A 21,684-nucleotide genomic window follows, 5' to 3' on the forward strand; every position below is an offset into this window, starting at 1 on the left:
TATTATTCGGACACTTGCATGTTCCCCGTATGAACGGAATGAAATTTAATCAGGATCATGATCATTTGTGGATTCATTTCACGATATCCGCCAATCGCTCTTGCAGATTATCCGTACAAACGCCGCCATGATAGGTGATCATTGTTGCAATATCAAGCTTCTGGAATTTCTTAACCGACTCCATCGCCGTCTCCCAGTCCGGGGTAAAGTTTGCGGCCGGCGGCATCAGCACGCCTTCGTTTGAGGTCAACGAGTCGCCTGTAACCAGCGTCTTGCTTGGGATGTGATAGATCGCGATGTGATCCGGCGAATGTCCCGGTGTATAGATGACTTGCAAACCACCGGCAACAGGCAGCAGCTCCCCATCGTTCAGAACGGTATTCACCTTAACCGGAGGCACCAGAGTCTTGCTCTTCAGAAGCGGAAGCTCGCCGGCAATGTAAGGGACTCCAACTTCGTGAGCAAGCACTTCAACGCGCCCCTCAAACAATTCCACAAGCTCCGGAAGCGAGCCAATATGATCACGATCCTGGTGAGTGATGATGATTTGGGTCAGATCATCCAGATTGAAGCCTTCCTTCGCCAACGCGTCACGAATCACGTCTACTTGTCCGGGAATTCCGGTATCCACAAGGATAAGCTCCTGCTCGTCCCATACGATAGCAGCGTGGACAATGAAGTCATTCGCATTCACCAGCATATTTAGCTGAATCGCCTTGATTCCTGATTTCTCCATTGTTACTTGCCACTCCTCTCAACTTTGCAAACTTGTAAACTCTTCCTAATTATCGTACCACTTGTGCCGCGTGAACAAAAGTCAGTTACTTTTGCTTCACCGGTTCTTTATTTCTTATCCGCCATAAAATTCGATTGTGCGGAGCGAATCGTCTGCTTGTATTTGCCCGGTGTCATGCCGAAGGTTTTCACGAACTGACGGCTCAAGTAGGCAGCGTCACCTAATCCGCATAATTGCGCCAGCTGGCTGAGCGGCTCTTCTGTCGTCTCAAGCAGACGCTTCACTTTATTCAGCCTCATCTGCCTGAGCATCTGCATCGGGTTAATCCCGTAAGCTTCATGGAAGGCCCGGTCCAAATAATTCGTATTCAAATGTACCTTCTCCGCCAGCATATCCCGAGAAAGCTTCATCGCCATATGGTCCGCCATATAACGAATGATTGGGAAGAACCTGTCATACTTCGCGGAATAGGCTTCGCTGCGTCCGATTCTACCATGCGCTTCCCAGCTCTCGAGAATCATCGTAGACAATCGAAGCATGTCTGCTGCGAGGGACACTTCGCGAAAGGATGAGCTGCTCTTCCAAGTGCGAAGCATGGATTGGAACACGAGACTATACGCCTCCGCATCGAGCAGCTGTACCACGGGCTGAACTTGATAGAGCTGGAACAGGTCTACGTTATAGCTTGTTTGAACCTGAACTGATACCCACTCATGCAAACCGGACTGGTCCGCTCGTTCGGAGAACGGCAAAAAAGGAGGGTGCAGCATAACCCCTCCTTCACGTACCTTGTGCTGTTCGCCATTCGTCGTTGTAATCACTTGGCCTTGCCGCACATGGCTGATGACCCAATTCGGATATATGATGTGCTGATGATTTAGCGTCTCGTATTTACCTTCATCGACCATGTAGACGTTGACCTGCCACTGATCGAAGCTAGTGCTTGTAAGCGATCTGGTTTCCACCGGTTCCCCCGCCAATCCTATCAGCTAGTATACTCCTAGTTTACACCAGCCGTAGTATAGTTTGGAAACATTATTTCGGCAGCCTCGCGTCAACCTCGTTTCGAAGCGCCGCTTCATCGGCAGCACCGATCCAGGAGCCATCGATGGAGAGTGCCGGTCCCCTTCTGCAGCCCACGCACTGATTCAGGCAATGAGACAACGAGACATCATGGCCATCTAGGACGAGCTGATCAAGCATTGTACCGTGACGATTCTCCTGTAAATTCCGCAGACAAACGACGATGACGGCACTCATTTGGCAATCAGCGCTCTACCGTCTTGAGCGATGAGCGGCCCATTGTCGAACACTTTGCCCGTCACCGGATTCTTGGCGCCTTCTACTGAATATTGTATGACATAGGCTTTGCGCGTGCTGTCACTTTGATTAGGCGTACTGCGGTGAAAGAGAAGCGAATGGAAGATCACCATGCTGCCTTTAGGCAGGGGAACCGGTTGACCGGGGTCTTCGCCAAAATAACACTGCCAGCCTGTGTCCGTCTGCACATGCTCGACATAACCTTGCAGATGCGAGCCGGGCTGAATATAGATGCAGCCATTCTCTATCGTGGCATCGTCGAGCGCCAGCCAGCAGGTCATATAATGAACGGGATCAGTCGGTACATAACCGTTATCCTGATGCCATGGGAAGTCTTTCTTCGCTTCCGGACGTTTATAGACGGATTGATCCCAATACAGCCGAATGTCACCGCCTAATACGCTAGTGGTCAGATCGACAAAACGCTGATCGCCGATAAATTTCTCAAGCTCCTCATGCCGTCTGGCCAAATTACAGGTGAAATTGATTTGATTCGGAATGTTGTTGAACCCTTTGCTGCCCTTCTTAAGCGCCTCTTCGCCTTCCCAATCAAACACGTCAATAATGGCGCGTATTCGGTCCATTTCTTCGGCTGTGAATAAGCGATCAAAGATGACATAACCCAGTTCATGATACTGCTTCAACTGTTCCGCATTCAGCATAGTTCATTTCACTCCTCGATAGTGGATGAAGCTGGTTTACCTTTATTATCAAGGAGTTGCGCATATCGGACAATGAACGGATTCCAGTAGTTATTGTACTTTTTCCACCATCCCGTTCCGATTAAATCATCTGTGCATCGTTGAAACCAACCCGGCCCAAATAACCGACCTGACCGGTGCTCCGAACCTGCACTTGATCGTAATATTCCAATCCGCCTCTTGGACCTTCTTCATTCGTACTGCTGGGTATGTTCCATCTCATCGAGAAGATCTCCGTACCAGCCGGAAGTGGAATTGAAGCAGAACTCCCGTTAGGTTCCGAATACAAACGTTGATCCGCAGTTAAGAGATGCACCCGTTTGGTCACCTCAGGCACTAATTTCGCTCGGCGCAAAGCCAGCTTCGCAAGCTCTGACACATACGGCGTTTGATCTTGTACAGCCGATTCTAATGCAGCTCGAGTTGCATCACCTGTTGCGATACGTCCTAAGCTCATTACAGCGTAATACCGAACCGTCTCACAGGCGTGTTTCAACAGCGGCATAAGGTACGGAACCGCCGATTCTCCGAGTGTCTCCCATTGAAAGGAACCGATATAGTAGATGCCATGCTGCTGCATGGAATTAAGATCACACGCTGCTGATGTGGCGGTTTGTTCCCATTCGGAAGCTAAACGTGCCGGATCCGGCACAGAGAAGCCAGCAAGAAGCTCACTACCAACCGTTAAAGGCGCTGCTATCGGAAGTCGATTACTAGCCGCAAATGCTGCCGGTGTTTGATGAAACTGAGGCGATAAGCAGGTTAGCGTATCGCCATATTGAACGACATAATAGGGATATCCGCCTGCTCTTTGATAGTCGATCCCTGCATCCGGGATCAGCAGCGGTTGACCTACCACAATCCATTGCGGGTCACAGATCACATTCACTTCCAGCAGCCGAGCGACACTTGATCCGAAGCGATCGGCTATTCGCTCTAACGTGTCTCCACCTTGTACGACATAGATCATGCGACTCTCTCCCCTCATGCCTATACGTATTCAGGCGCACAAACAAAAGGAACTACCGCTCAGGGTAGTTCCTTTTGTTGATTATCTATCAGGTTCAGCTACATTTATTTCAACAAATCATGATCCACGTAACGCGTGCCGTTTAGCTCACTGATTACGTTAATAGCAACTTTAGCGCCGTCGCCTGCAGTGATGATCGTATGCACACTGACTCCGGCCGCTGTACCAGCAACCCAGACGCCGGCAACGTTCGATTTACCGCTCGCATCCACATCGAATACTTGTTTGATACGCGGCTCAGTGCCTTCTTTTACCGACAAACCGATCTTCTCAGCCAGATCTGTTGAGATCCCTGTCGCCACAATAACATGACTGCCTTCGAATTGCTGCGATTCCGTCGCTACGCTGAATCCGTTCTCACTCTTCGTAACATTGACTACTGTATCTTGAATCAGCTCTGCACCGAATTTAACCGCTTGCTTCTTGCCGATTTCCACGAGCTCTGGACCTGTCGTTTCCAGCAAACCGTAATGATTCTCGATCCATGCCTTCTTCGTCATGCTCTTATCGCTGTCGATCAGAAGTGTCTTCTTGCCAGCCTTAGCTGCGAATAATCCTGCACTAGCTCCTGCAGGGCCTGCTCCGATAATGATAATGTCAAACACGAATAATCACTCCTTCATATGATTACAGATGATTGCAGCATTTCTAAACAATCATAAGCCATTCGATAGAGCGGTTGCAAGTTGTCCATTATAGCCGGAGCGACATATGAACTTGTTCGATATATGGCTTGAAGCCAAGGCGATTAAGCAGCTCGAGAAGCTCCGCATTAGTATGCCTGATATTCAACGTCATTCGTTTATAAGGCATTTCCAGCGGACTGAATACTTCTTTGAGCAATGCTTTGAGAATCTTGCCGGAATCCGACCTGCTCGGCGCTGCTTCGCATTGATAGAGCACGATTGAATTCAGAAATCCGTCTTCGCTGTAATTTCGTTTGAATAGCGCATAGCCCACCAGATCTTCTCCATCTGCGATAATGCAGCATTCTCCATCATTCTGATTTTGCCAGCCTGTCTGCCAAGCTGCATCGTGATTATAGAAGGAGAGCATTCTGACGTCGCGCGGTTTCGCATGCCTGATTACAAACCGTTGCGGGAAGCTAGGCAGCAGTATGCTGGGATCTAAAGCGTCTTCCTGTGTGGAACAAACTAATTGTCCTGTTATTTGATAACCGGCACCTTGATAAAGCTTGATCGCCGGTTCATTCTGTATAATCGCTTCGAGCAAGGCATGATTCACATTCTGTTCCCGATACAGCTGTACATTGTGCGCCATAAGCTGTTTTCCGTACCCTTTACCTCGATGAGCGGGAGCAATTCCTGTACCGCCATTCCAAGCTGTTTTCACTCCATTGACAGTCCGAAAGCCGTTCATCACAAATCCGGCAGGTTCGCTGTCAATTATCATCGCCAGCGAATGCTCCAGAGAGAGCCCTTCATTGACCGTTCGTGACATAAATCGATCAAGATCCATGGCTGCATTCGTGAAATACCCTTCGAAGCCTTTGTTCCATAGTGTGACGATCTCGTTAGCCGGAAGCTGACTAAAGCGGTTAAACGTAATCATGCTAATACCCCTCTCTTAAATAAGTCAAGGACCTCGGGCTTCGCTCGCTCTTTCTTAATACCCCGTTTACCCTAATCGTAATCGTCATTGGTTCCCACCTCTACCGATGATTGATTATCCGGAAAGCAGCGTTCCAAATATCTCCATCATAGCACACAAAATGGATTAACTATTGGCTGTATTTATACCATATTTCTATTCCAGAATGCTGATCAAAGGTTTATAGAACGTTTCGAACATTTGCGTTGGACCAGGTACCTCCGGGTAATAGAGCAGCAGCAAGGCAAGCATGTATCCGATGGCCGTAAGAGCGGCAAATGCGGTTCTTTCTCTTCGGAGGTGTCGCAGTTTTGGCCATTCCATTACAATCATGATGACGAAAATTACCGTGATCCCTAATAAAGAACCCAATTTCATGGCGGTTTCCCCTTTATTTCTTCTTCACTTCGTTTTCAGGTCGGTTGACGCCAGCATCCACTAACCCTGGCGTAACGATTTTTGAAACCACTTGAACGTGAACTTGGACTTCCGGAAATTTCTCGTCCCAATTCACCTTATTGCGCTCCCACTCGTTCGGGTATTTCCTGTAAAAGATTTCGGCGAATTCAAAGATGTCCGACTGCAATTCCAATTGGACTCGCTGAAATAGGTACTTTATTTGGCCTTCAACATATTCGCTTAGTTCACCTTCCAATTGTTTTGCTAATTGCGGGTTTCTATAAGAAATGGCATTTGTGCTTTCGACTAGCCTCGCCTCGATGTTGATTTTGGCTGTCATGCTCCACTTCTTATTGCTGATTCGAGGCCGCATTGTAGTATGACTTCTTATTAAAGACAGCGATACCATGCCTTTCCCTTCTTTTGGAGCAAACGTTAAGATATTCGTTCTTAATTCGTTTCTAAGCAAGAGAAGCGACCTGGTTAATTCATCGTCAATTTTCCCAATCATCCTGCCATCTTTGAGAACGGCTGTCCCCTTCACGTACGGTGTTGACTGATTAGGGCTCGACGGTTGCTCCGATGGGAGATTCTTAACCAGCGGTAATGCGGCTGCTCCGGATTTACCGGCCAGCATTTGTGCCAACGATTTGATCGGCACGTCCATGACGGAATGGAGCTTGGTCATTGCCCGCAGCGTGCTAGCTGTGCTTTGTTCTAGCGGAGGCTGCTGCGCAAGTACGCTCTTCGCTGTTCCGTCGCTGATAAAAATTTTCAATCGCATCCGAGCATCCGGAAACCGCATCTTGACGTCGACGGTATCGCGAATGCCTTCCTTGGCGACCTTCTCGCTAAATATCAGAATCTTGTCATGTCCCCAAATGGCATCGCGAGGGAACATTTCTTGCAACTTTGAGAAGGCATCAGCCTCCGTCACTCCGGTGGCCGATCTCACATAAGTCGAGGGTGCCCCCCCGCCTGATCGCGAGTTTTCCTGGCCGCCGCTCCGTTTTTTCGGTACAAAAACTTGCACGGACAGCACAAGGCCGCCGGATTCATTCTTATCGATACCCGTAGCGAGGATGACCGCCACATCGTTGACTTCTTTTCGATCCCAGCAACCGGAGAGAGAGAGAAGGGTAATGACGCAACCAGACAAGAGCAGCCATTTGCCGGAGCATCTTCGACCTGCGTCGTTCATCCTCCATCCCTCCTTACTTGCGGTTGGAATTTGTTTCGCAAGATCGCGGCGAGAAGCAAGCCAGCCGGAAGAACCAATTCAAACGTCATGTTCTCAAACGGCGTACTCGTTCCGAGGTAATGAGCGAACTCTTGAATATTGGGAGAGACCCACAGCGTGAACAGGGCCAGCAGGATACCGCTAGGAAATACGATCGGACGGAATTCGGTTAAATGAAGCAGCTGTGAGGTTCCGAGCACGAACACGTAAAAGTAAATCGAGATTTTAATAAACGCACCGATAACCCAGATTGCCACCATAATCGCCTCTACATGTTCGAAGAAATCGGCTACGTTAATATAACGAATGGCCATCATGACCGGGTATTGCAGCTGAGAGGTGATGTCTCCGAATATAAATAAGGTCGCCATCGTGATTAAGACCAGCGTAACCATAATTACTACAGCCGCGATAGTCCCCCACTTCATCGCCTTCTGCGGATTAACCAAATTAGGCAGCAGAAAAGATACGAGCGCGAAATGTGCAAACCAGCCTCCTGTCGGGATTGCACCCTTTAACGACGGTTGAACCCCGTTAGCAAAGACGGGAAGCAGATTAAGAGGCTGCATGTCCGGAATGAGCAAGACGAGAATGATGATCCAGGAAAGGATGAGCAGCGGCACTAAAATCTGAGCACTTCTTGCGATCGCTTCGATACCTCCACGCACGGTAATCGCGCAAACCAACACCATGCTTGCGATGATAAACAGAATCGGCGTATTGCGCAGAAAAACACTCGTGACGAAATCCGCGTATTGCCTGACGATCATTCCGTTAATATGAAGAATGGCGAATAGATAACAAGCTCCGATGGCTTTTCCAAGTACGCTGCCGAATATGCGTTCGAGCTGTTGAATAAGTGTCTCGTTCGGATATAACTTATATAGCCGATACATGATAGATAGTACAATAAAACCGACAACGATCGCCCAAATCGGAGACATCCACAAATCCCGTTTAGCGAGTCTGGCCGTAAAGGCTGGAATAATGAGGTCGCCGGTAGCGACTATAGCCGGATACATGATCATAGCCAATTGCAGCGCGGATATTTTGCCTTTTTCAATCATTCCGACCCCTCCCCTTCTTTCTTGTTACGCCTTTGTCCGGGAGCTTGTCGATACTTGTTTATTGCGCCGGCCAGGGACGGACGGGTAGTCATCCTCCACCAGGGAGCACGAATAAGCACATCCTTCAGTTCGTGAGGTTTGAATGGCGCGAGCGGCGTCAAATATGGAATACCGAATGAACGCAGCGTGCTCAGATGGACCACGATGAGAATGAGCGAGAGAATGATCCCCAGTAAACCCAACATCCCGGCCATAAACATAATCGGAAAGCGAAGCATTCGAATCGTAATGCCCAGCGTGTAATGCGGCGTTAAGAAAGAAGCGATTCCGGTAATGGCTACGACCATAACCATCGGAAATGATACGAGACCGGCCGCCGTTGCGGCTTGTCCAATTACGAGCGCTCCGACAATGCTGACGGCGGGACCGACCTGTTTGGGAAGTCGTAAACCGGCTTCGCGGAGCGCCTCGAACGTGATTTCCATTAACAAAGCCTCAATTAATGCCGGAAATGGGATATCCTCTCGTGATTCCACAATACTCAGCAGCAAGATCGTGGGGATCATTTCATGATGGTACGTAAGTATGGCTATATAAGCCGAAGGCCCTAACAAACTGATTCCGATGAAGAGGTAACGAAGCCAGCGAACCATCGTGCCGATTATGAACCTATTATTATAGTCCTCCGGCGACTGCAGCAAGGAAAAGAACGTTGTCGGCGCGATTATCGTGAATGGTGTCCCGTCCACCAGTATTGCAACGCGCCCTTCTAATAAATTCGAGCAAGTTACGTCTGGGCGTTCGGTAGCAATAAATTGAGGAAACGGGGAATAAGGGTTTCCTTCCAGAAATTCTTCAAGATAACCGCTTTCCAAAATCCCGTCAACGTCAATTTGCTTTAAACGCGCAGTTATCTCACTCACTAAGGCAGAATCAGCTATTCCATCGATGTAGGTAATTACTACGTCCGTCTGCGTATATCTTCCGATCTTGATGCAGTTCATCTTCAGCTTCGGGCTCCTGATTCTCCTTAGCAATAAAGACGTATTGGTCATCAAGTTTTCCGTGAATCCGTCTCTTGATCCTCTGACGATGGATTCTGCGATCGGTTCTTCGATAGAACGATTGGTTGATTGGGATAAACCAAGTGCGAGGCCTTGATCTTCCAGATCAACAAGCAGAACTGGATATCCAATGGATACTCGTTCAATGACGTCTGCAATCTGGCATACGGTATATATTTTGGAAACCGGAATTTTCTCTTGAATAGCCTTTATAGATTCGCCGGCTTCCAGCCAGGAGCTTTGCGCGATGAGTGGGGCAAGCACAAATTCGTCTATGGCTTCTTTACCGGATAAGTTCTCAATATAGATCAGGGCGGCATTCCGTCTATTAGACAGGACGAATTCGTGAATAGTCACATATTCGCATTTATCGTAGATAGAGCGAAGCATTTGCAAAGTTTCATCGAGGTTCGCGGACAGAGGGCGTTTCAATTCTTGGTGTTGCGAATCGATGGGTGGTTGACGATACGCCTTCATGAAAGTTCATCCTCATATCTCGTTGGTAGTTTCCGTCCTATGACGCTCGTTCGACATCTCTATGCAGGATTTCCCAATTCCATCGTGAGTATGCGCGCCTGCCGCCTTCATAGAAGAAGGAGCTAAGCACACGCAGGCTTAGCTCCTTCTTTTGCTTACATCTTTAAACCGTGGCCGGAATTAACGGCTGAAGCGCGTTCGATCGGTCGATAAACACGAAGGCATCATAGCGTTCCGCCATGACGCTCGGGACATAATTTCCTCGCTCGTAATGCGGATGATAGACCACGCCAATCGCGCGATGGCCGTACGTATGATGGAAGACCTCCGTATCCGTCCCTCGGAAAATCAACCATTGATCGTATGCACCTGCTTCGTGCATCAGATCCTCCCAGCTGCCGCGCTGCGCTTCCGGTACACGCAGCACCTCAAGCGGAGATTCCCAGGCATCAGCTGCGATGACTGTACCGCTATGTGTCCCGAATCCGATGGCGAAGACTTCCATATCTTCGCTCTGCTCGCGGAGAAGCTGACCCACATTCACCATTCGGTCTGCTTCCATATCTGTAGCACGCGCGTCTCCGATGTGAGTGTTGTGCTCCCATACGATTGCTTTTGCAGAAGGACCGTAGAAATGCATGACTCGATTAAGCGCCTCGACCATATGCCGATCCCGAATGTTCCACGAATCAGGTCCGCCCTTCACCATGGCCTGGTAATAACGCTCGGCATTAACGGCAACGAGCGCATTGATCTCATCATTCAACAGCGCTTCATGCGTGCCGCCTGCTCGATTGCGCTTAGCTTCCAGCTCTCTCAACAGTTGAAGCACTTCATCCTGGCACATCTCGGAGAAGAATGCGGCAGACATGCCATAGTTCTGGCCATCCCGGCTGTGAGGCTCGAAACAGGAGAAGGCGTTCAGCGCTGCAGCAAGCTCCGGCGAATTCGTCCTCTTCAGATGCTTGATAATTTCGTCCATCGACTCCCAGAGACTGTACACATCAATACCATAGAATCCAATCCGATATTCCTCAGGCAGTTCGCGATTATACTCGCGCAGCCAAGATATGAGCTCCGCCGTTTCCCGGTTCGCCCACATCCACGACGGCCAGCGATCGAAGGATTGCAGCACTTCGTCGACGGAGCCTAGTGCCTCTGGGTGATGCTTGACGTACTTGTTTACTTCATAACAGGAGGGCCAGTCACCCTCGACTGCGATGAAACTAAATTGATACTGTTCAATCAGCATTTGGGAGAGCGCCGTTCGATTCGTGTAAAACTCACTCGTTCCATGACTCGCTTCGCCCAGCAATACATATTTCGAGCCGGCCGATGCGTTCGCAAGATGCAGAAGATCCACAGGCTGATCCAAGCGGTTTGCTCGTTGCTTGATCGCATCGACTATTTCCTGTCGATCGTTCGTTCGTCCTTTAATGCTCATCGTAGAATGTCCCCTTCTCTTCTCGCAAACTAGAAAATATAGTGTTTATATTTTCCAATTTGCGCAAGAGTTATGAGCTACGCTGGTAAGGCCGCTTCATTAATACAACATCTACCTTCCCACTCAGCAGCGTTGGTCCGGTTAAGTGCAAGCGAATACCTTGTTCGTTGTCACCTTCTTCGAAGTGAACCTGTAACGGTAAAGACTGAACATCGAAGACATTGTCACCGCGCTGAATTAATGGCGTTTGCGTCCAAACCTGTGGAAGTCGGTCAACGATAAGCGAGGCGGAATCAAGATCGAATCGCACCTCGCAAGTATGCTCATCATCCTCTGACTTCGCATAATAAACCCCTGCAAATCGCTGCAAATCCACAGTCACAGCCTCGTTATTCGTGCCGGCCTCCAGTCCCATAAAAGCCAACAGCTTCTGCTCGTCTTCCGACCAAGCCCCTTCCGTGTTGCCGAACAGGCAGCTGTCTATGATTACAATCTCATCCGATGATTGAACTGCGTTGCTGAATTGTTGCCATTTGGCAAGAGCGGCATCGATGACTTTCTGATAGCTCCCGTTCTCGAGGTCGTGCACAACCTGATGCAGCGAAGCCGAATCCTCGAAGACATAAACAGGATGACCGACCTCTTCTTCATACCACCATCTATGCTTCAACCCGGCACGGGTAAGTGCTCCTGAGATAAATTGTGCAGAGGTCGATTTGCCCGATCCCGGAATCCCTTCAAGCAGAATAAGCTTTGTATTCGTCATCGCACGTCTCCCCCTTAGGCGTCGCTATTTATCCCATGGAATGACCGTCAATGCCGGCCAGTTGGCCTTCCATTTCGCCGCTTTCTGCAGATAGAATGGTTCCGTGATCTGTGCCTTATTGGCTCGTACGATTAGCCCGAACAGATCATTCAATCCGAATGGCGCATAGATCTTCCAGGTGCCATCTTCAGCCCTTCTGAGCCCAATTGCCGTCGCCGTTGTCGGCCAACAGTTTATGGCTGCTTCTAATGATCGATAGGGCTGGATCGGATAGCCGTAATGGTTTTCATACCAAAGATGAACGCGAGCTTGATTCTTCACATCCAGCTGATAGGGCAGTTCGCCGAACGATTCTCTGACTCTGTCGATGATCTCTCCTTCTTTGTCGTACGACAAATCCTCGTCATAATACACAAAGTCAAGATCCTTTATCCCATCATTCAGCGGACGCCCGCACAGATAATTCCAGACCGTCTGCGTCACGCAGCCTGCCCCTATGTAATAGTGCTCCAATTGGAACGACGATGCCTTCGCCAACACTTGCACCAGTACAGGATTCATTAGAACAATCCGGATAAGACTGTCCATCTGCGTTGCAATATCTTGATTCTGAGCAACGTATGACTTCACGATCATTCCATCTAACTCCTCGGCTTTATATTATTCATTGCGAAATACAAACACCGGCCCATGCCACTGATCATTCTGAATCCACTCTACCTGATAATTGCCTTCCCCGATATAATCTGAAATAACTTGTTTCCAAAAGGTATGCGCGTATGTATTGCCGGATGTTTGCCGTATTTCCCAACAACCGCGATGCTGCTCCATGATGTAGAGAGCCACCTTCCTCCCAACGCCTTTTCGCCGATATTTTCGCATGATGAAGAAATCACCGATGGTATGCGTACGTTCAGCAGTACTCAGCTTCATATACTCAGGTGGCACTTCCAGGCTTACAAGAGCAAATCCCGCAATCTCGCCGTCTACCTTGATTAGATATGGACGCCGATAGTCGTCTGTCCACTGATGATCGAAGTATTTGTATAAATAGAAGCCATGCTCATTCAGCACATGTCCATCAAACTCGCTGCTATCATAACGGTATAGTTGAATGAGCTGGTAGAGGATCGTTTTGTCCTCGTATGGGAGTACAGTTACTTCAAGGTTCAACGGGTTCTCCTCCTTCTTGGCCAAATTTTGCATCATTGTTGATTCCGACAATCTAACGAACCGTAGCGGTGTTATTTCGAGAAAAATAGAGCTGAAATCTACATAGTCTGAGCTCGAGATAAACAGCTAAGTTACAGGTTGAACCTAAACCGAGTACAACCTCAAATATTCCGGATAAGCACGAAGATGTGTCGCTTGTGCCCTTGCTTGCGTCTTCTCTCTCAGCTCCGGGATCGTCTCCGCATCAACGTAATCAGCAAGGATGTCGATGACGTCATCCAGCAAACTGGCTCGAAAATATATCGATAGTCGCTCATAGAGCTCTTCGCCTGCCTGCTCGATCACTTTCCCCTCCCAATTAGGCCAATCAGCTGACTTATATAGCGGCCATAACAGGACGGAATAATCCATCGCCGCATCTCCGTTTGCCGATAAGTCATCCCAGTCAATCATCCAAATCTCACCGCGCTCATCCACCAGCACATTGTTCCAGCCCAGATCATTATGGACAACATCGTTCGCTGTTTTCCGGAAAGCCGGATGGGCATATACCGTCTCTCGCAACGCTCGAATCTCAGCATCAAACCAATCCAAGGTCTCCTCCGTTACAAAATGAAGCAAATGCTTCCCTTCCCTAATCGTAACCATATCTCCCTCGAAACGAGAAATGTAAGCATCAGCGAAGGCATCTGCATAAGTAAACGTTTCGTCTCTGCGAACAAGAGCCGTCGCGAGCTCTTGATCACGATGCAACTGCTGTAACTTGATCAACACCTTCGAAATCGCAGCTGATGCATTCGAGATCGATGACAAAGAATCGCCACGAATATATTCGAACACCAGCCCATATCGATAATCGGGTATGATTTCCTCTCGAATTTCGAGGATTAGCCGTGGGGCGTTATAGCGGCTCGACAACTGCTGGCTGACAACAGCCCATTGCTGAAGGCGATGCATTTTCGCATGAGGTGCGAGTTTGAGATGCCTCATCGTCTTCCCATCCGTTACCCGATAGGACTGATTCACAAATCCACCGGGATTGTAAATATAAGTAACCTGCACTTCAGTCCCCTGCTGCAGCCCTAACGAGGCTGCATTCGACTCCGCCCACTGCCGAATAAGGGTTTCGTTACGTTCAATGTTCATGTTCTTCTCCCTTTCGTCACGAATAATGAACAACCATGAAGAAAACCGAATAAATCAATTGACAACAATGAACAATACGGAATAGGATATAGGCAAAAGAGTTCTATTAGTTAGTAAAAGCCGCGGAGGTCACCATGCTCGCAGAGGAACGAAGGCAGCGCATCCTGGAGATGCTTGCCAAGGACGGCCGAGTCGTTGCACAGGAGCTGGCACAACAATTTCAGCTTTCTATTGATTCGATTCGCCGTGATTTAACCATTATGAAGGAGCAAGGCCTCCTTCAGAAAACATACGGAGGCGCGATACCGCTAGCTCCGAATGAATCGCATAAAGTACGTGCCAAACCGCAGCCGAAGAATATTCGGTACGGGGAAGGCGCGCCGCACCAGAATGCCATTTCTAAATTAGCCGCTTCTTACATTCAACGGAACGATACGATCTTCATTGGCGGAGCCGGGATTCAGTACGGCATGTTGAAATATCTCCCCAACGACTTTCCTTTCACCGTCGTTACGAATTCTCTTATGATCGCAGAATCCATTCGATCCATGACTCATATTGAAGCCTACCTTGTCGGCGGTAAGCTTAGAGCTGCCGGTGAAAGTTTGATTGACGTCATTGCCGTCGAAATGATCAGCAGATTTAATTACGATATCGGATTTATTACCGGCGGCGGAATAGCACAGAACGGCATTTGCGTCGCAACTCCGGAGAATGCTGCACTGATTCGAGCAGTAGCTGATGCCTCTCAGTCAACCATTTGTCTTGCGCCTCACGAGAAGATTGGCGTCCGTAGCTTTGCCACCTCTGTCCCCTTGCAGCAGATTAATTTGCTTATTACCGACCAGAAGGCTCCCGATCCCTTTATACAGGAATGTGAGAACCGTAACATCAATGTCATCATTGCCGATGAACACTATTCAAGCGGAGGCGTAACCGATGAAAGCAATTAGTGTGGAATGGTCCAACTCTCTTCATGGCAGCGTTCAAATCCCCGGTTCCAAGAATAGCTCACTAGCACTGCTTGCAGCAGTTTGTTTGGCCGATGAACCAGTCACGCTGCTCGGTATACCGGACATTGCTGATTTGCGAGTGATCTATGAAATGAGCCGTGAAATCGGACTTCAGGTCGAGCGTCATGAATCAGGTGCCATTACATTGGACCCGCGAAATATCGCGAGCACGGTGCTTGATCCCGTTAAATCGTCTTCTTTCCGTGCTGCCTATTATTTCGTCGGTTCACTTCTAGCCAAATTTGGCAAAGTTTCTGTCGGATATCCCGGCGGTGATGACTTTGTCAGCCGTCCCATGGATCAGCATATCAAAGCACTCCAGATGATGGGCGCAACGTTCACGTTTCAACCGACCTCCTACACTGTAGAAGCTAAAGAGCTGCATGGTGCGACAATTTACTTTGACATGATTACATCCGGCGCAACGATTAACGTCATGATGGCAGCCGTGCGTGCGAAAGGCACAACGGTATTGCTCAATGCGGCTCGTGATCCGGAAGTTACAGATACCGCAAATCTGCTCAATCGATTAGGTGCCAGAATAACCGGAGCCGGCACAGATACCATTCGCATAGAAGGTGTTACATCCCTGCACGGCGGTACCTATACAGTCATTCCGGATCGGCTGATTGCCGGTGCATTCCTGATGGCAGCCGGCGTTACAGGCGGATCGGTTACCGTGGATAATGTGATCCCCGAGCATCTTTCTTCCTGCTTAGCGAAGCTGCGTGAAATTGGGATGGAGCTGGATGTGCACGATAACGCCATTACCGCACACTCAACCGGAATCCTTCGTGCTACGAGAGTGCGTACGGCCATGTATCCGGGTTTTGCAACTGATCTGCAGCAGCCATTGACGGCGTTACTTACCCAAGCCCGCGGCAAAAGCATCATCGGCGAGCGGATCTATCCGGCTCGATTCAATCATGCCCATCAGCTTATTCGCATGGGTGCGGATATTAAGATCCGCTCTGGCGTAGCCTCAATCATAGGCGGAAGCGTATTGCACGGTACATTGGTACACGCTTCAGATGTTAGAGCCGGCATATGCTTGATTCTTGCCGGTCTACGCGCGGAAGGCACAACCACAATTGCCGGTGTTCAGCATATCGATCGCGGTTATGAGGATGTGGTTGGCTCCTTCCGCTCACTCGGCGCGAACATCAGCATGTACGATAGCAGCGAAATGCCAGCCCACAATTGGATCACCGGCACTAAATAAAGAATCTGTCCGAGAGCAGCTTGCCGCATGTGGCGGGCTGCTCTCTGTCGAATGGAGATGGGAGAAGACATGCAAGCAGCTGCTATTGTACTAGATTTAGACGGTACGTTATTAAATTCGAATAGAGAAGTCAGTCCTCGCAATCTGCGCGCTGTGAGGCAGTGCCGTGAGCGTAATATTCCTGTCATTATCGCTACGGCAAGACCGCCTCGTGCGATTATGCAGCTGCTGCCTGCGGAATTGTTAGATCTGGGGATTATGATTTATTACAATGGAGCGCTGGTTGTTAGTGAGCGTCTGGACATTCATGAACATTTTCCACTTGATCCATTGCTTCTCGGTGAGCTCATCACCTATTTACAGTCGTTTGAATATTCGCCTCAAATTTCAGTGGAATCCAGTGATCGATGGTATAGCCATACGGAATCCGATTACAGCACCATAATTAAGGTCCAAGATAGACCGGAGTTAATCCCATTGGAGGAGCTTACTGCACTTGTTGCTTCTAAATTATTGGTGACGCACTTCAAAGCTATTGATGAGCTGGAAAGCCAGTATGGCAAGCGCGCGAATATTCTTCACACAGATGCCGGACAACTCATACAGATCATGTCCACCCAAGCAACCAAAGAAGAAGCGCTGAAGATGGTTTGCTCGCGTCTCAACATCACTCCTGAACAGGTTATCGTCTTTGGCGATGATTATAATGACCTTGGTTTGTTCCGAATCTGCGGTTATCCGATCGCTATGGGGAATGCCATCCAAGAGCTGCATGAGATTGCCTATCGAGTAACGGATACGAACGATAATGATGGGGTCGCTCTTGTACTGGAACAACTTCTATTAGAAGCAGAAGCCTAGTAGTTGTGTATTACTGACTTCTCTGCATGTCTCGAATTTCTTTCCAAGAAACGAGACGTATGCCATCTCTCATCATGTGACGCCTGACATCCTCGTCCAGCAGCAATCGAAATTCGATCTCCCTTTCACGTGCGCAGGATGTATACGGTTTAAGCTCAGGTGTGCGTATGGAAGGATGAACCGTCCATTGCGTGACTCCCGGTTTTAGATTCTCCATCAGCTTCATGAGTTGATCCTTTGCTGTCTCGTATCCCATCGATTCGTCCATGCAGTACGGCAAAGAAATCAAATCGTCGATTAGCAAGATCCCTCGCTTCCTTGCAGTCTCGATCCTGGCCTGAAACATCATCTTCAGCTCTGATGTAATAAATGACTGCTCCACGATGCGTGTCGGCAAGTTAAAGGGAAGTCGGTACTTCGCGCATAAATCAAACACAATCTCCAGAAAATCTCGCCCTCCTGTCAGTCCCATAATCGTGCCCCCATGACTGTCCAGATGGGTCGGGTCGATGCCGAGGGTTAGGGCAAGCTGGATCTGCGACTCTAGCTCGCAGCGAATTTCTTCCGGGTCGCCATGCTGCCCAATATACGATAAGTCGCTATGCAAGAAACCGTCCGCTGTCACTAAACTGGACAGCCTCTCTGATTGATACACAGGTCGATATGGATGGGTTTGCTCGCTGGATAAGGTTAGATGAATGCCAATATGACTATTGTCATCTTGCAAGCAGAGCCGAGCCGCCTCTCTCGCACCTGGACATGGCATCATAATGGAAGCCGATGCAATGGCGCGGCTTGCAAACAGCTCCGAGACAGCCTCATTCGTCCCCTGCGTAATTCCCAAGTCATCCGCGTTAATAATTAACAAGCGATCCTCTGCTGTACAACCCAACATGTGAAGTACGCCAACCACCCCTTAATACAACAAATCGATAAAGTCTTGCAAGGCATGAGAGATCCATTTCTTCGGGTGAAGGATAAGCTGCAGGTCCAGTCTGATATCTGCATGAGAGAATGGCAGTACAGCCAGTTCGCCACGTTCAATCTCTTCTTGCACAGCCATTCGAGGCAGCAAAGCGATACCTGAGCCAGCCTTTAAGCAGCGCTTAATCGCTTCCGGATTACCGAGCTCCAAGCCAACGCGGTACGAAATGCCTTGCTCCTGCAGGACCCGTTCCAGCATCGTCCGATAATTGCAGGTGGGCTCGGACATCAGCCACTCTGCGTCTTGAAGCTGTTCTAATTGAATGGCTCCGATCGATGTAACCGGATGATCGGCACCTGTAACCAGAACCAGCGGTTCTTCACGTATAGCCGTCCAAGTTAGCGGGGAATGAGCAGGTTTATTTTCCAGTAAGAGTCCCAGATCATACTCCCCTTCTCGCACCTTCTCCACAATCGCAGCTTCGCGATCCGGCTGAATCCGGATTGTAAGTGCCGGATACCGCTGCCTCATCTGCTGAATAAAGGGTGGAAGATAATACGAAGCAAGCGAGTCAATCGTCCCGATCGTCAAAGTTCCCCCGCCTTGAACGGCAAGCATCCCCTTGGACTGATCAAACAAATTCAGCATCTGAACAGAGATCTTGAGCAGCTCTTCTCCTGCCAATGTCAGCCGCAAGCTGCGACCAAACCTTTCGAACAGCTTTACCCCGTACAGCTGCTCCAGCTTCTGGATTTGCATCGTCACGCTGGACTGCGCATAGCCAAGCTCTCCCGCTGCTTTCGTGTAGCTTTGATGGAATGCGACCTCCCGAAAGGTCTGGAAATAAGTAAGATCCATATCGTCACCACTTCAATATTATTGATAACACTCATCACTTATTATAGATAACTGTGATGCGAAAGAACATGTTAAAGTGATAGCAACTACACTTTAGGAGGATGCTGTCATGCTGAATGAACGCGATTTAAGGGGAACTTATGTACCTACGCTTACACCATTCTTGCCTACGGAAGAGCTGGATTTGGAATCCTACCAGCGTTATCTGTCGAATTTGCTGCAACATCATATACAAGGCATTGTCGTTAACGGAACCACCGGTGAAGCACCGACTGTAAGCTGGGACGAAGTAGCAACAATCTTCTCAGCGACCAAACAGACGATGACACGGTGCAATCATGAACTGCCGATCATTGTCGGTACGGGAACGAACAGCACCCGCTCCACCGTTCAGCGGACCGAATTAGCCGCTGAGCTGGGCGCAGATGCCGTCCTCGTTGTAACGCCATATTACAGCCGTCCTTCGCAGGAAGGCGTGATCGAGCATTTTCGCAGAGCTGCCGAAGTCGGCGTGCCCGTTATTGCATACGAAGTACCTGCTCGAACTGGGCTGCAGTTAACTTCGGAAACGGTTCGCAGAATCTTAGATCTACAAGGTGTCATTGGATTAAAGGACAGCACAAGCAACACACAGCTCCTGACCCAGTTTGTACAATCGGATACGAAACCGATCCTCTGCGGCAATGATCAAACCTACTTGGAGATGTTAGCCAACGGAGCAACCGGAGGCATATTAGCATCGGCGAATGTTCATACCGAACGGTTTGTGCGATTATTCAACCACGTGTCACAAGGAGAAATGATCGAAGCGCAGAACCTATTCCATTCGCTCACTCCTATGATTCATGCCCTGTTTCAAGAGTCTAATCCCGCACCGCTCAAATGGATCCTGGCTGAGCAAGGCCTTCTTGCCTCACCTTCGCTGCGCTTGCCTATGAGTCCGATTAGTGCCGGTTTAGCTCAACAATTAAACCGATTGCTGCTGCAGCGCTGAGTACACTGCTCTAATTCTTGTCCTTATACATCAATGCACGAATTGCAAAACGCGGCAATATCAACTGTCTGCGCCATCTGGAAGGCTGGTTAAGCAGTCGATACAGCCACTCCACGTTCCACTTCTGCCAGATCGCCGGCGCTCGCTTCACCGTTCCGGCGATAATATCCAAGCTGCCGCCGACCCCCATGGCAATCCTCGCGTTAAGCATGCTCTTATAGCGGTAGATTAGCTGTTCCGATCTAGGCGCACCTAAAGCCACGACCAGGATATCCGGTCTCAGCCTCCCAATCTCTGCGATAATGCCTCCTTCTTCGTGTTCGCCATAGAAGCCATGATGTCTGCCAATAACCTTCGCACCGGAATAGCTCCGTTCAATCTCTTCCGCCGCTAATTGATTGGTCTCTTCACTCGCACCAAGCAAGTAATAGGTTCTGGCAACCGGCCCTTTTGACTGCAGCAGCTGCAGGAGCAGGTCGCAGCCGGTTACGCGTTCAGGAAGCGGATTTCCCTTCAGCCGGGAAACCATTACGATGCCCATGCCGTCCGCTGTGAGCAGTCCCGCTTCTTCTACAATACTGCGCAGCTGCGCATCATGCTGACAGGACATTGTAATTTCGGGGTTAAGCGTAACAACATGAAATAATTCAGATCGACGTTCGTCTATAGTTTGATCAATAATGGCAATCGTTTCTTTCATCGTCAGCTTAGGAACCGGAATTCCCATAACCCTTGAATAGCTCTTCATTCGTCGTGAAGCCACCTTTTGCCGAAAGTTAGAATTCGCTTACATAGCCAATATTACCCTTTAGCAGCAACCAGAAAAAGAGTAAAATGGAAATAGGCACGATTATTTCCACCACTACTACTCGATCGCATAAGGAGATGGCTGCTCAGATGAAACGATTTGCCTTCGTAACAGGCGCTGATCGCGGGCTTGGCTTTGCGCTTGTGAAAGGACTTCTTCAAGAACAGTTTCACGTGATAGCTGGTCACTATTTGGATCAAAGTCCGCAGCTTGAACAGCTCGCGTCTGAGGTTCAGGATTCCCTCAGCTTAGTGAAGCTGGACGTCGCGAGTGATCGAAGCGTGGCCGAAGCGGCAGCACAAATAGCCGCCATGACCGACACCTTGGATCTGGTGCTCAATAATGCCGGTATATTAGGCGACATTCAGGCGACCATTCTGGATCCGCTTCCATTTGCCGACATGCAGCAGGTGTACAATGTAAACACGCTCGGACCGCTGCGCGTCACCAATGCGCTTGCTCCTATGGTGCTGCGCAGCGAATCCAAGCTGTTCGTCACGATCTCCTCGGAAGCCGGCAGCATTGCCGATTGCGAACGTACAAGCTGGTTTGGCTATTGCATGTCGAAGACAGCGCTGAATATGCAAGGTGCACTTATCCATAACGAAGTGAAGAAGGCCTTCGGGCAAGTCCTGCTCCTCCATCCAGGCTGGGTACAATCGTACATGAGCGGGACGTTAAATACCGAAGCGACCCTCACTGCAGATCAATCTGCAGCTCATATTATCCAACGCATCCTTGAGCTCAAACCGAATGAACCGTCCGATAAGCCGCTGTACAGAGACTACTTAGGAAATGAAATGCCTTGGTGAGAACGAGAAAGCGAGGG

24 protein-coding genes are annotated in these 21,684 nt (G+C 49.2%); 5 read left to right on the plus strand and 19 right to left on the minus strand.

Annotation, left to right across the window (positions count from 1 at the left end):
* Window positions 1-73: 73 nt before the first annotated feature.
* The 16 genes from AC0YN4_RS05120 to AC0YN4_RS05195 form a co-directional block, all read right to left on the minus strand.
* On the minus strand, window positions 74-736 hold the full coding sequence (locus AC0YN4_RS05120; protein WP_475835332.1) for an MBL fold metallo-hydrolase: 663 nt from the start codon (window positions 734-736) through the stop codon (window positions 74-76).
* A 107-nt stretch (window positions 737-843) separates the two neighbouring features.
* Entirely contained in the window at window positions 844-1,701 is an 858-nt protein-coding gene (locus AC0YN4_RS05125; RefSeq protein ID WP_475835333.1) for a helix-turn-helix domain-containing protein, read from the minus strand.
* Between the two features lie 70 nt (window positions 1,702-1,771).
* On the minus strand, window positions 1,772-1,996 hold the full coding sequence (locus tag AC0YN4_RS05130) for a hypothetical protein (RefSeq protein ID WP_475779738.1): 225 nt from the start codon (window positions 1,994-1,996) through the stop codon (window positions 1,772-1,774).
* The gene (locus tag AC0YN4_RS05135) at window positions 1,993-2,718 is read right to left on the minus strand and encodes a phytanoyl-CoA dioxygenase family protein (protein ID WP_475779737.1); all 726 of its coding nucleotides are present in this window, start codon (window positions 2,716-2,718) and stop codon (window positions 1,993-1,995) included. Before AC0YN4_RS05135 ends, AC0YN4_RS05130 begins: the two co-directional genes overlap by 4 nt.
* 121 nt (window positions 2,719-2,839) lie before the next feature.
* Complete coding sequence (locus AC0YN4_RS05140) at window positions 2,840-3,727, minus strand: LysM peptidoglycan-binding domain-containing protein (protein WP_475835334.1); 888 nt, start codon at window positions 3,725-3,727, stop codon at window positions 2,840-2,842.
* A gap of 104 nt (window positions 3,728-3,831) precedes the next feature.
* Entirely contained in the window at window positions 3,832-4,392 is a 561-nt protein-coding gene (locus AC0YN4_RS05145) for an FAD-dependent oxidoreductase (protein ID WP_475779735.1), read from the minus strand.
* Window positions 4,393-4,480: 88 nt separating this feature from the next.
* Entirely contained in the window at window positions 4,481-5,359 is an 879-nt protein-coding gene (locus AC0YN4_RS05150) for a GNAT family N-acetyltransferase (RefSeq protein ID WP_475835335.1), read from the minus strand.
* Between the two features lie 195 nt (window positions 5,360-5,554).
* The gene (locus AC0YN4_RS05155) at window positions 5,555-5,776 is read right to left on the minus strand and encodes a hypothetical protein (RefSeq protein ID WP_475779733.1); all 222 of its coding nucleotides are present in this window, start codon (window positions 5,774-5,776) and stop codon (window positions 5,555-5,557) included.
* Between the two features lie 13 nt (window positions 5,777-5,789).
* Complete coding sequence (locus tag AC0YN4_RS05160; protein ID WP_475779732.1) at window positions 5,790-6,998, minus strand: Ger(x)C family spore germination protein; 1,209 nt, start codon at window positions 6,996-6,998, stop codon at window positions 5,790-5,792.
* Window positions 6,995-8,104, minus strand: a complete 1,110-nt coding sequence (locus AC0YN4_RS05165; RefSeq protein ID WP_475779731.1) for a GerAB/ArcD/ProY family transporter — start codon at window positions 8,102-8,104, stop codon at window positions 6,995-6,997. Before AC0YN4_RS05165 ends, AC0YN4_RS05160 begins: the two co-directional genes overlap by 4 nt.
* Window positions 8,101-9,645, minus strand: a complete 1,545-nt coding sequence (locus AC0YN4_RS05170) for a spore germination protein (protein WP_475779730.1) — start codon at window positions 9,643-9,645, stop codon at window positions 8,101-8,103. Before AC0YN4_RS05170 ends, AC0YN4_RS05165 begins: the two co-directional genes overlap by 4 nt.
* Window positions 9,646-9,808: 163 nt before the next feature.
* Window positions 9,809-11,089: an erythromycin esterase family protein gene (locus tag AC0YN4_RS05175; RefSeq protein ID WP_475779729.1), complete on the minus strand. Its 1,281-nt coding sequence runs from the start codon at window positions 11,087-11,089 to the stop codon at window positions 9,809-9,811.
* 70 nt (window positions 11,090-11,159) lie between these two features.
* Window positions 11,160-11,855: a P-loop NTPase family protein gene (locus AC0YN4_RS05180; protein ID WP_475835336.1), complete on the minus strand. Its 696-nt coding sequence runs from the start codon at window positions 11,853-11,855 to the stop codon at window positions 11,160-11,162.
* A gap of 24 nt (window positions 11,856-11,879) precedes the next feature.
* Entirely contained in the window at window positions 11,880-12,491 is a 612-nt protein-coding gene (locus AC0YN4_RS05185) for a nucleotidyltransferase family protein (RefSeq protein ID WP_475835337.1), read from the minus strand.
* 24 nt (window positions 12,492-12,515) lie between these two features.
* Entirely contained in the window at window positions 12,516-13,064 is a 549-nt protein-coding gene (locus tag AC0YN4_RS05190) for a GNAT family N-acetyltransferase (protein ID WP_475835338.1), read from the minus strand.
* A 108-nt stretch (window positions 13,065-13,172) separates the two neighbouring features.
* Window positions 13,173-14,174 carry an aminoglycoside phosphotransferase family protein gene (locus AC0YN4_RS05195; protein WP_475835339.1) on the minus strand — a complete coding sequence of 334 codons (1,002 nt, stop codon included), beginning with the start codon at window positions 14,172-14,174 and terminating at the stop codon, window positions 13,173-13,175.
* Between the two features lie 134 nt (window positions 14,175-14,308).
* Between AC0YN4_RS05195 and AC0YN4_RS05200 the strand changes: the two genes are divergently transcribed.
* The 3 genes from AC0YN4_RS05200 to AC0YN4_RS05210 all read left to right on the plus strand — a co-directional run bounded on the left by AC0YN4_RS05200 (window position 14,309) and on the right by AC0YN4_RS05210 (window position 17,270).
* Entirely contained in the window at window positions 14,309-15,127 is an 819-nt protein-coding gene (locus tag AC0YN4_RS05200; protein ID WP_475779724.1) for a DeoR/GlpR family DNA-binding transcription regulator, read from the plus strand.
* Complete coding sequence (gene murA / locus AC0YN4_RS05205; RefSeq protein WP_475779723.1) at window positions 15,114-16,409, plus strand: UDP-N-acetylglucosamine 1-carboxyvinyltransferase; 1,296 nt, start codon at window positions 15,114-15,116, stop codon at window positions 16,407-16,409. The genes AC0YN4_RS05200 and murA overlap by 14 nt, the downstream gene beginning before the upstream one ends.
* A gap of 69 nt (window positions 16,410-16,478) precedes the next feature.
* Window positions 16,479-17,270 carry a Cof-type HAD-IIB family hydrolase gene (locus tag AC0YN4_RS05210; RefSeq protein ID WP_475835340.1) on the plus strand — a complete coding sequence of 264 codons (792 nt, stop codon included), beginning with the start codon at window positions 16,479-16,481 and terminating at the stop codon, window positions 17,268-17,270.
* 10 nt (window positions 17,271-17,280) lie between these two features.
* Here the strand turns inward: AC0YN4_RS05210 and AC0YN4_RS05215 are convergent, their stop codons facing one another.
* Complete coding sequence (locus AC0YN4_RS05215; protein ID WP_475835341.1) at window positions 17,281-18,165, minus strand: polysaccharide deacetylase family protein; 885 nt, start codon at window positions 18,163-18,165, stop codon at window positions 17,281-17,283.
* A 21-nt stretch (window positions 18,166-18,186) separates the two neighbouring features.
* Window positions 18,187-19,053: a LysR family transcriptional regulator gene (locus AC0YN4_RS05220; protein WP_475779720.1), complete on the minus strand. Its 867-nt coding sequence runs from the start codon at window positions 19,051-19,053 to the stop codon at window positions 18,187-18,189.
* Window positions 19,054-19,162: 109 nt separating this feature from the next.
* Between AC0YN4_RS05220 and dapA the strand changes: the two genes are divergently transcribed.
* Entirely contained in the window at window positions 19,163-20,047 is an 885-nt protein-coding gene (gene dapA, locus AC0YN4_RS05225) for a 4-hydroxy-tetrahydrodipicolinate synthase (protein ID WP_475779719.1), read from the plus strand.
* A gap of 10 nt (window positions 20,048-20,057) precedes the next feature.
* On the opposite strand, the gene AC0YN4_RS05230 is transcribed toward dapA, so the two are convergent.
* Entirely contained in the window at window positions 20,058-20,795 is a 738-nt protein-coding gene (locus tag AC0YN4_RS05230) for a WecB/TagA/CpsF family glycosyltransferase (RefSeq protein ID WP_475835342.1), read from the minus strand.
* Window positions 20,796-20,944: 149 nt separating this feature from the next.
* On the opposite strand from AC0YN4_RS05230, the gene AC0YN4_RS05235 reads away from it, so the two are divergent.
* Entirely contained in the window at window positions 20,945-21,667 is a 723-nt protein-coding gene (locus AC0YN4_RS05235) for an SDR family oxidoreductase (protein WP_475779716.1), read from the plus strand.
* Window positions 21,668-21,684 lie beyond the last annotated feature (17 nt).

This window comes from Paenibacillus sp. J22R3, from assembly GCF_056269305.1.

Excerpts from the sequence above, each read along its gene's own strand:
- AC0YN4_RS05120 (WP_475835332.1), bottom strand. The coding sequence starts at position 736 with ATGGAGAAATCAGGAATCAAGGCGATTCAGCTAAATATGCTGGTGAAT.
- AC0YN4_RS05130 (WP_475779738.1), bottom strand. The coding sequence starts at position 1,996 with ATGAGTGCCGTCATCGTCGTTTGTCTGCGGAATTTACAGGAGAATCGT.
- AC0YN4_RS05135 (WP_475779737.1), bottom strand. The coding sequence starts at position 2,718 with ATGCTGAATGCGGAACAGTTGAAGCAGTATCATGAACTGGGTTATGTC.
- AC0YN4_RS05140 (WP_475835334.1), bottom strand. The coding sequence starts at position 3,727 with ATGATCTATGTCGTACAAGGTGGAGACACGTTAGAGCGAATAGCCGAT.
- AC0YN4_RS05150 (WP_475835335.1), bottom strand. The coding sequence starts at position 5,359 with ATGATTACGTTTAACCGCTTTAGTCAGCTTCCGGCTAACGAGATCGTC.
- AC0YN4_RS05155 (WP_475779733.1), bottom strand. The coding sequence starts at position 5,776 with ATGAAATTGGGTTCTTTATTAGGGATCACGGTAATTTTCGTCATCATG.
- AC0YN4_RS05160 (WP_475779732.1), bottom strand. The coding sequence starts at position 6,998 with ATGAACGACGCAGGTCGAAGATGCTCCGGCAAATGGCTGCTCTTGTCT.
- AC0YN4_RS05165 (WP_475779731.1), bottom strand. The coding sequence starts at position 8,104 with ATGATTGAAAAAGGCAAAATATCCGCGCTGCAATTGGCTATGATCATG.
- AC0YN4_RS05170 (WP_475779730.1), bottom strand. The coding sequence starts at position 9,645 with ATGAAGGCGTATCGTCAACCACCCATCGATTCGCAACACCAAGAATTG.
- AC0YN4_RS05175 (WP_475779729.1), bottom strand. The coding sequence starts at position 11,089 with ATGAGCATTAAAGGACGAACGAACGATCGACAGGAAATAGTCGATGCG.
- AC0YN4_RS05180 (WP_475835336.1), bottom strand. The coding sequence starts at position 11,855 with ATGACGAATACAAAGCTTATTCTGCTTGAAGGGATTCCGGGATCGGGC.
- AC0YN4_RS05185 (WP_475835337.1), bottom strand. The coding sequence starts at position 12,491 with ATGATCGTGAAGTCATACGTTGCTCAGAATCAAGATATTGCAACGCAG.
- AC0YN4_RS05190 (WP_475835338.1), bottom strand. The coding sequence starts at position 13,064 with ATGATGCAAAATTTGGCCAAGAAGGAGGAGAACCCGTTGAACCTTGAA.
- AC0YN4_RS05195 (WP_475835339.1), bottom strand. The coding sequence starts at position 14,174 with ATGAACATTGAACGTAACGAAACCCTTATTCGGCAGTGGGCGGAGTCG.
- AC0YN4_RS05200 (WP_475779724.1), top strand. The coding sequence starts at position 14,309 with ATGCTCGCAGAGGAACGAAGGCAGCGCATCCTGGAGATGCTTGCCAAG.
- murA (WP_475779723.1), top strand. The coding sequence starts at position 15,114 with ATGAAAGCAATTAGTGTGGAATGGTCCAACTCTCTTCATGGCAGCGTT.
- AC0YN4_RS05210 (WP_475835340.1), top strand. The coding sequence starts at position 16,479 with ATGCAAGCAGCTGCTATTGTACTAGATTTAGACGGTACGTTATTAAAT.
- AC0YN4_RS05215 (WP_475835341.1), bottom strand. The coding sequence starts at position 18,165 with ATGTTGGGTTGTACAGCAGAGGATCGCTTGTTAATTATTAACGCGGAT.
- AC0YN4_RS05220 (WP_475779720.1), bottom strand. The coding sequence starts at position 19,053 with ATGGATCTTACTTATTTCCAGACCTTTCGGGAGGTCGCATTCCATCAA.
- dapA (WP_475779719.1), top strand. The coding sequence starts at position 19,163 with ATGCTGAATGAACGCGATTTAAGGGGAACTTATGTACCTACGCTTACA.
- AC0YN4_RS05230 (WP_475835342.1), bottom strand. The coding sequence starts at position 20,795 with ATGAAGAGCTATTCAAGGGTTATGGGAATTCCGGTTCCTAAGCTGACG.
- AC0YN4_RS05235 (WP_475779716.1), top strand. The coding sequence starts at position 20,945 with ATGAAACGATTTGCCTTCGTAACAGGCGCTGATCGCGGGCTTGGCTTT.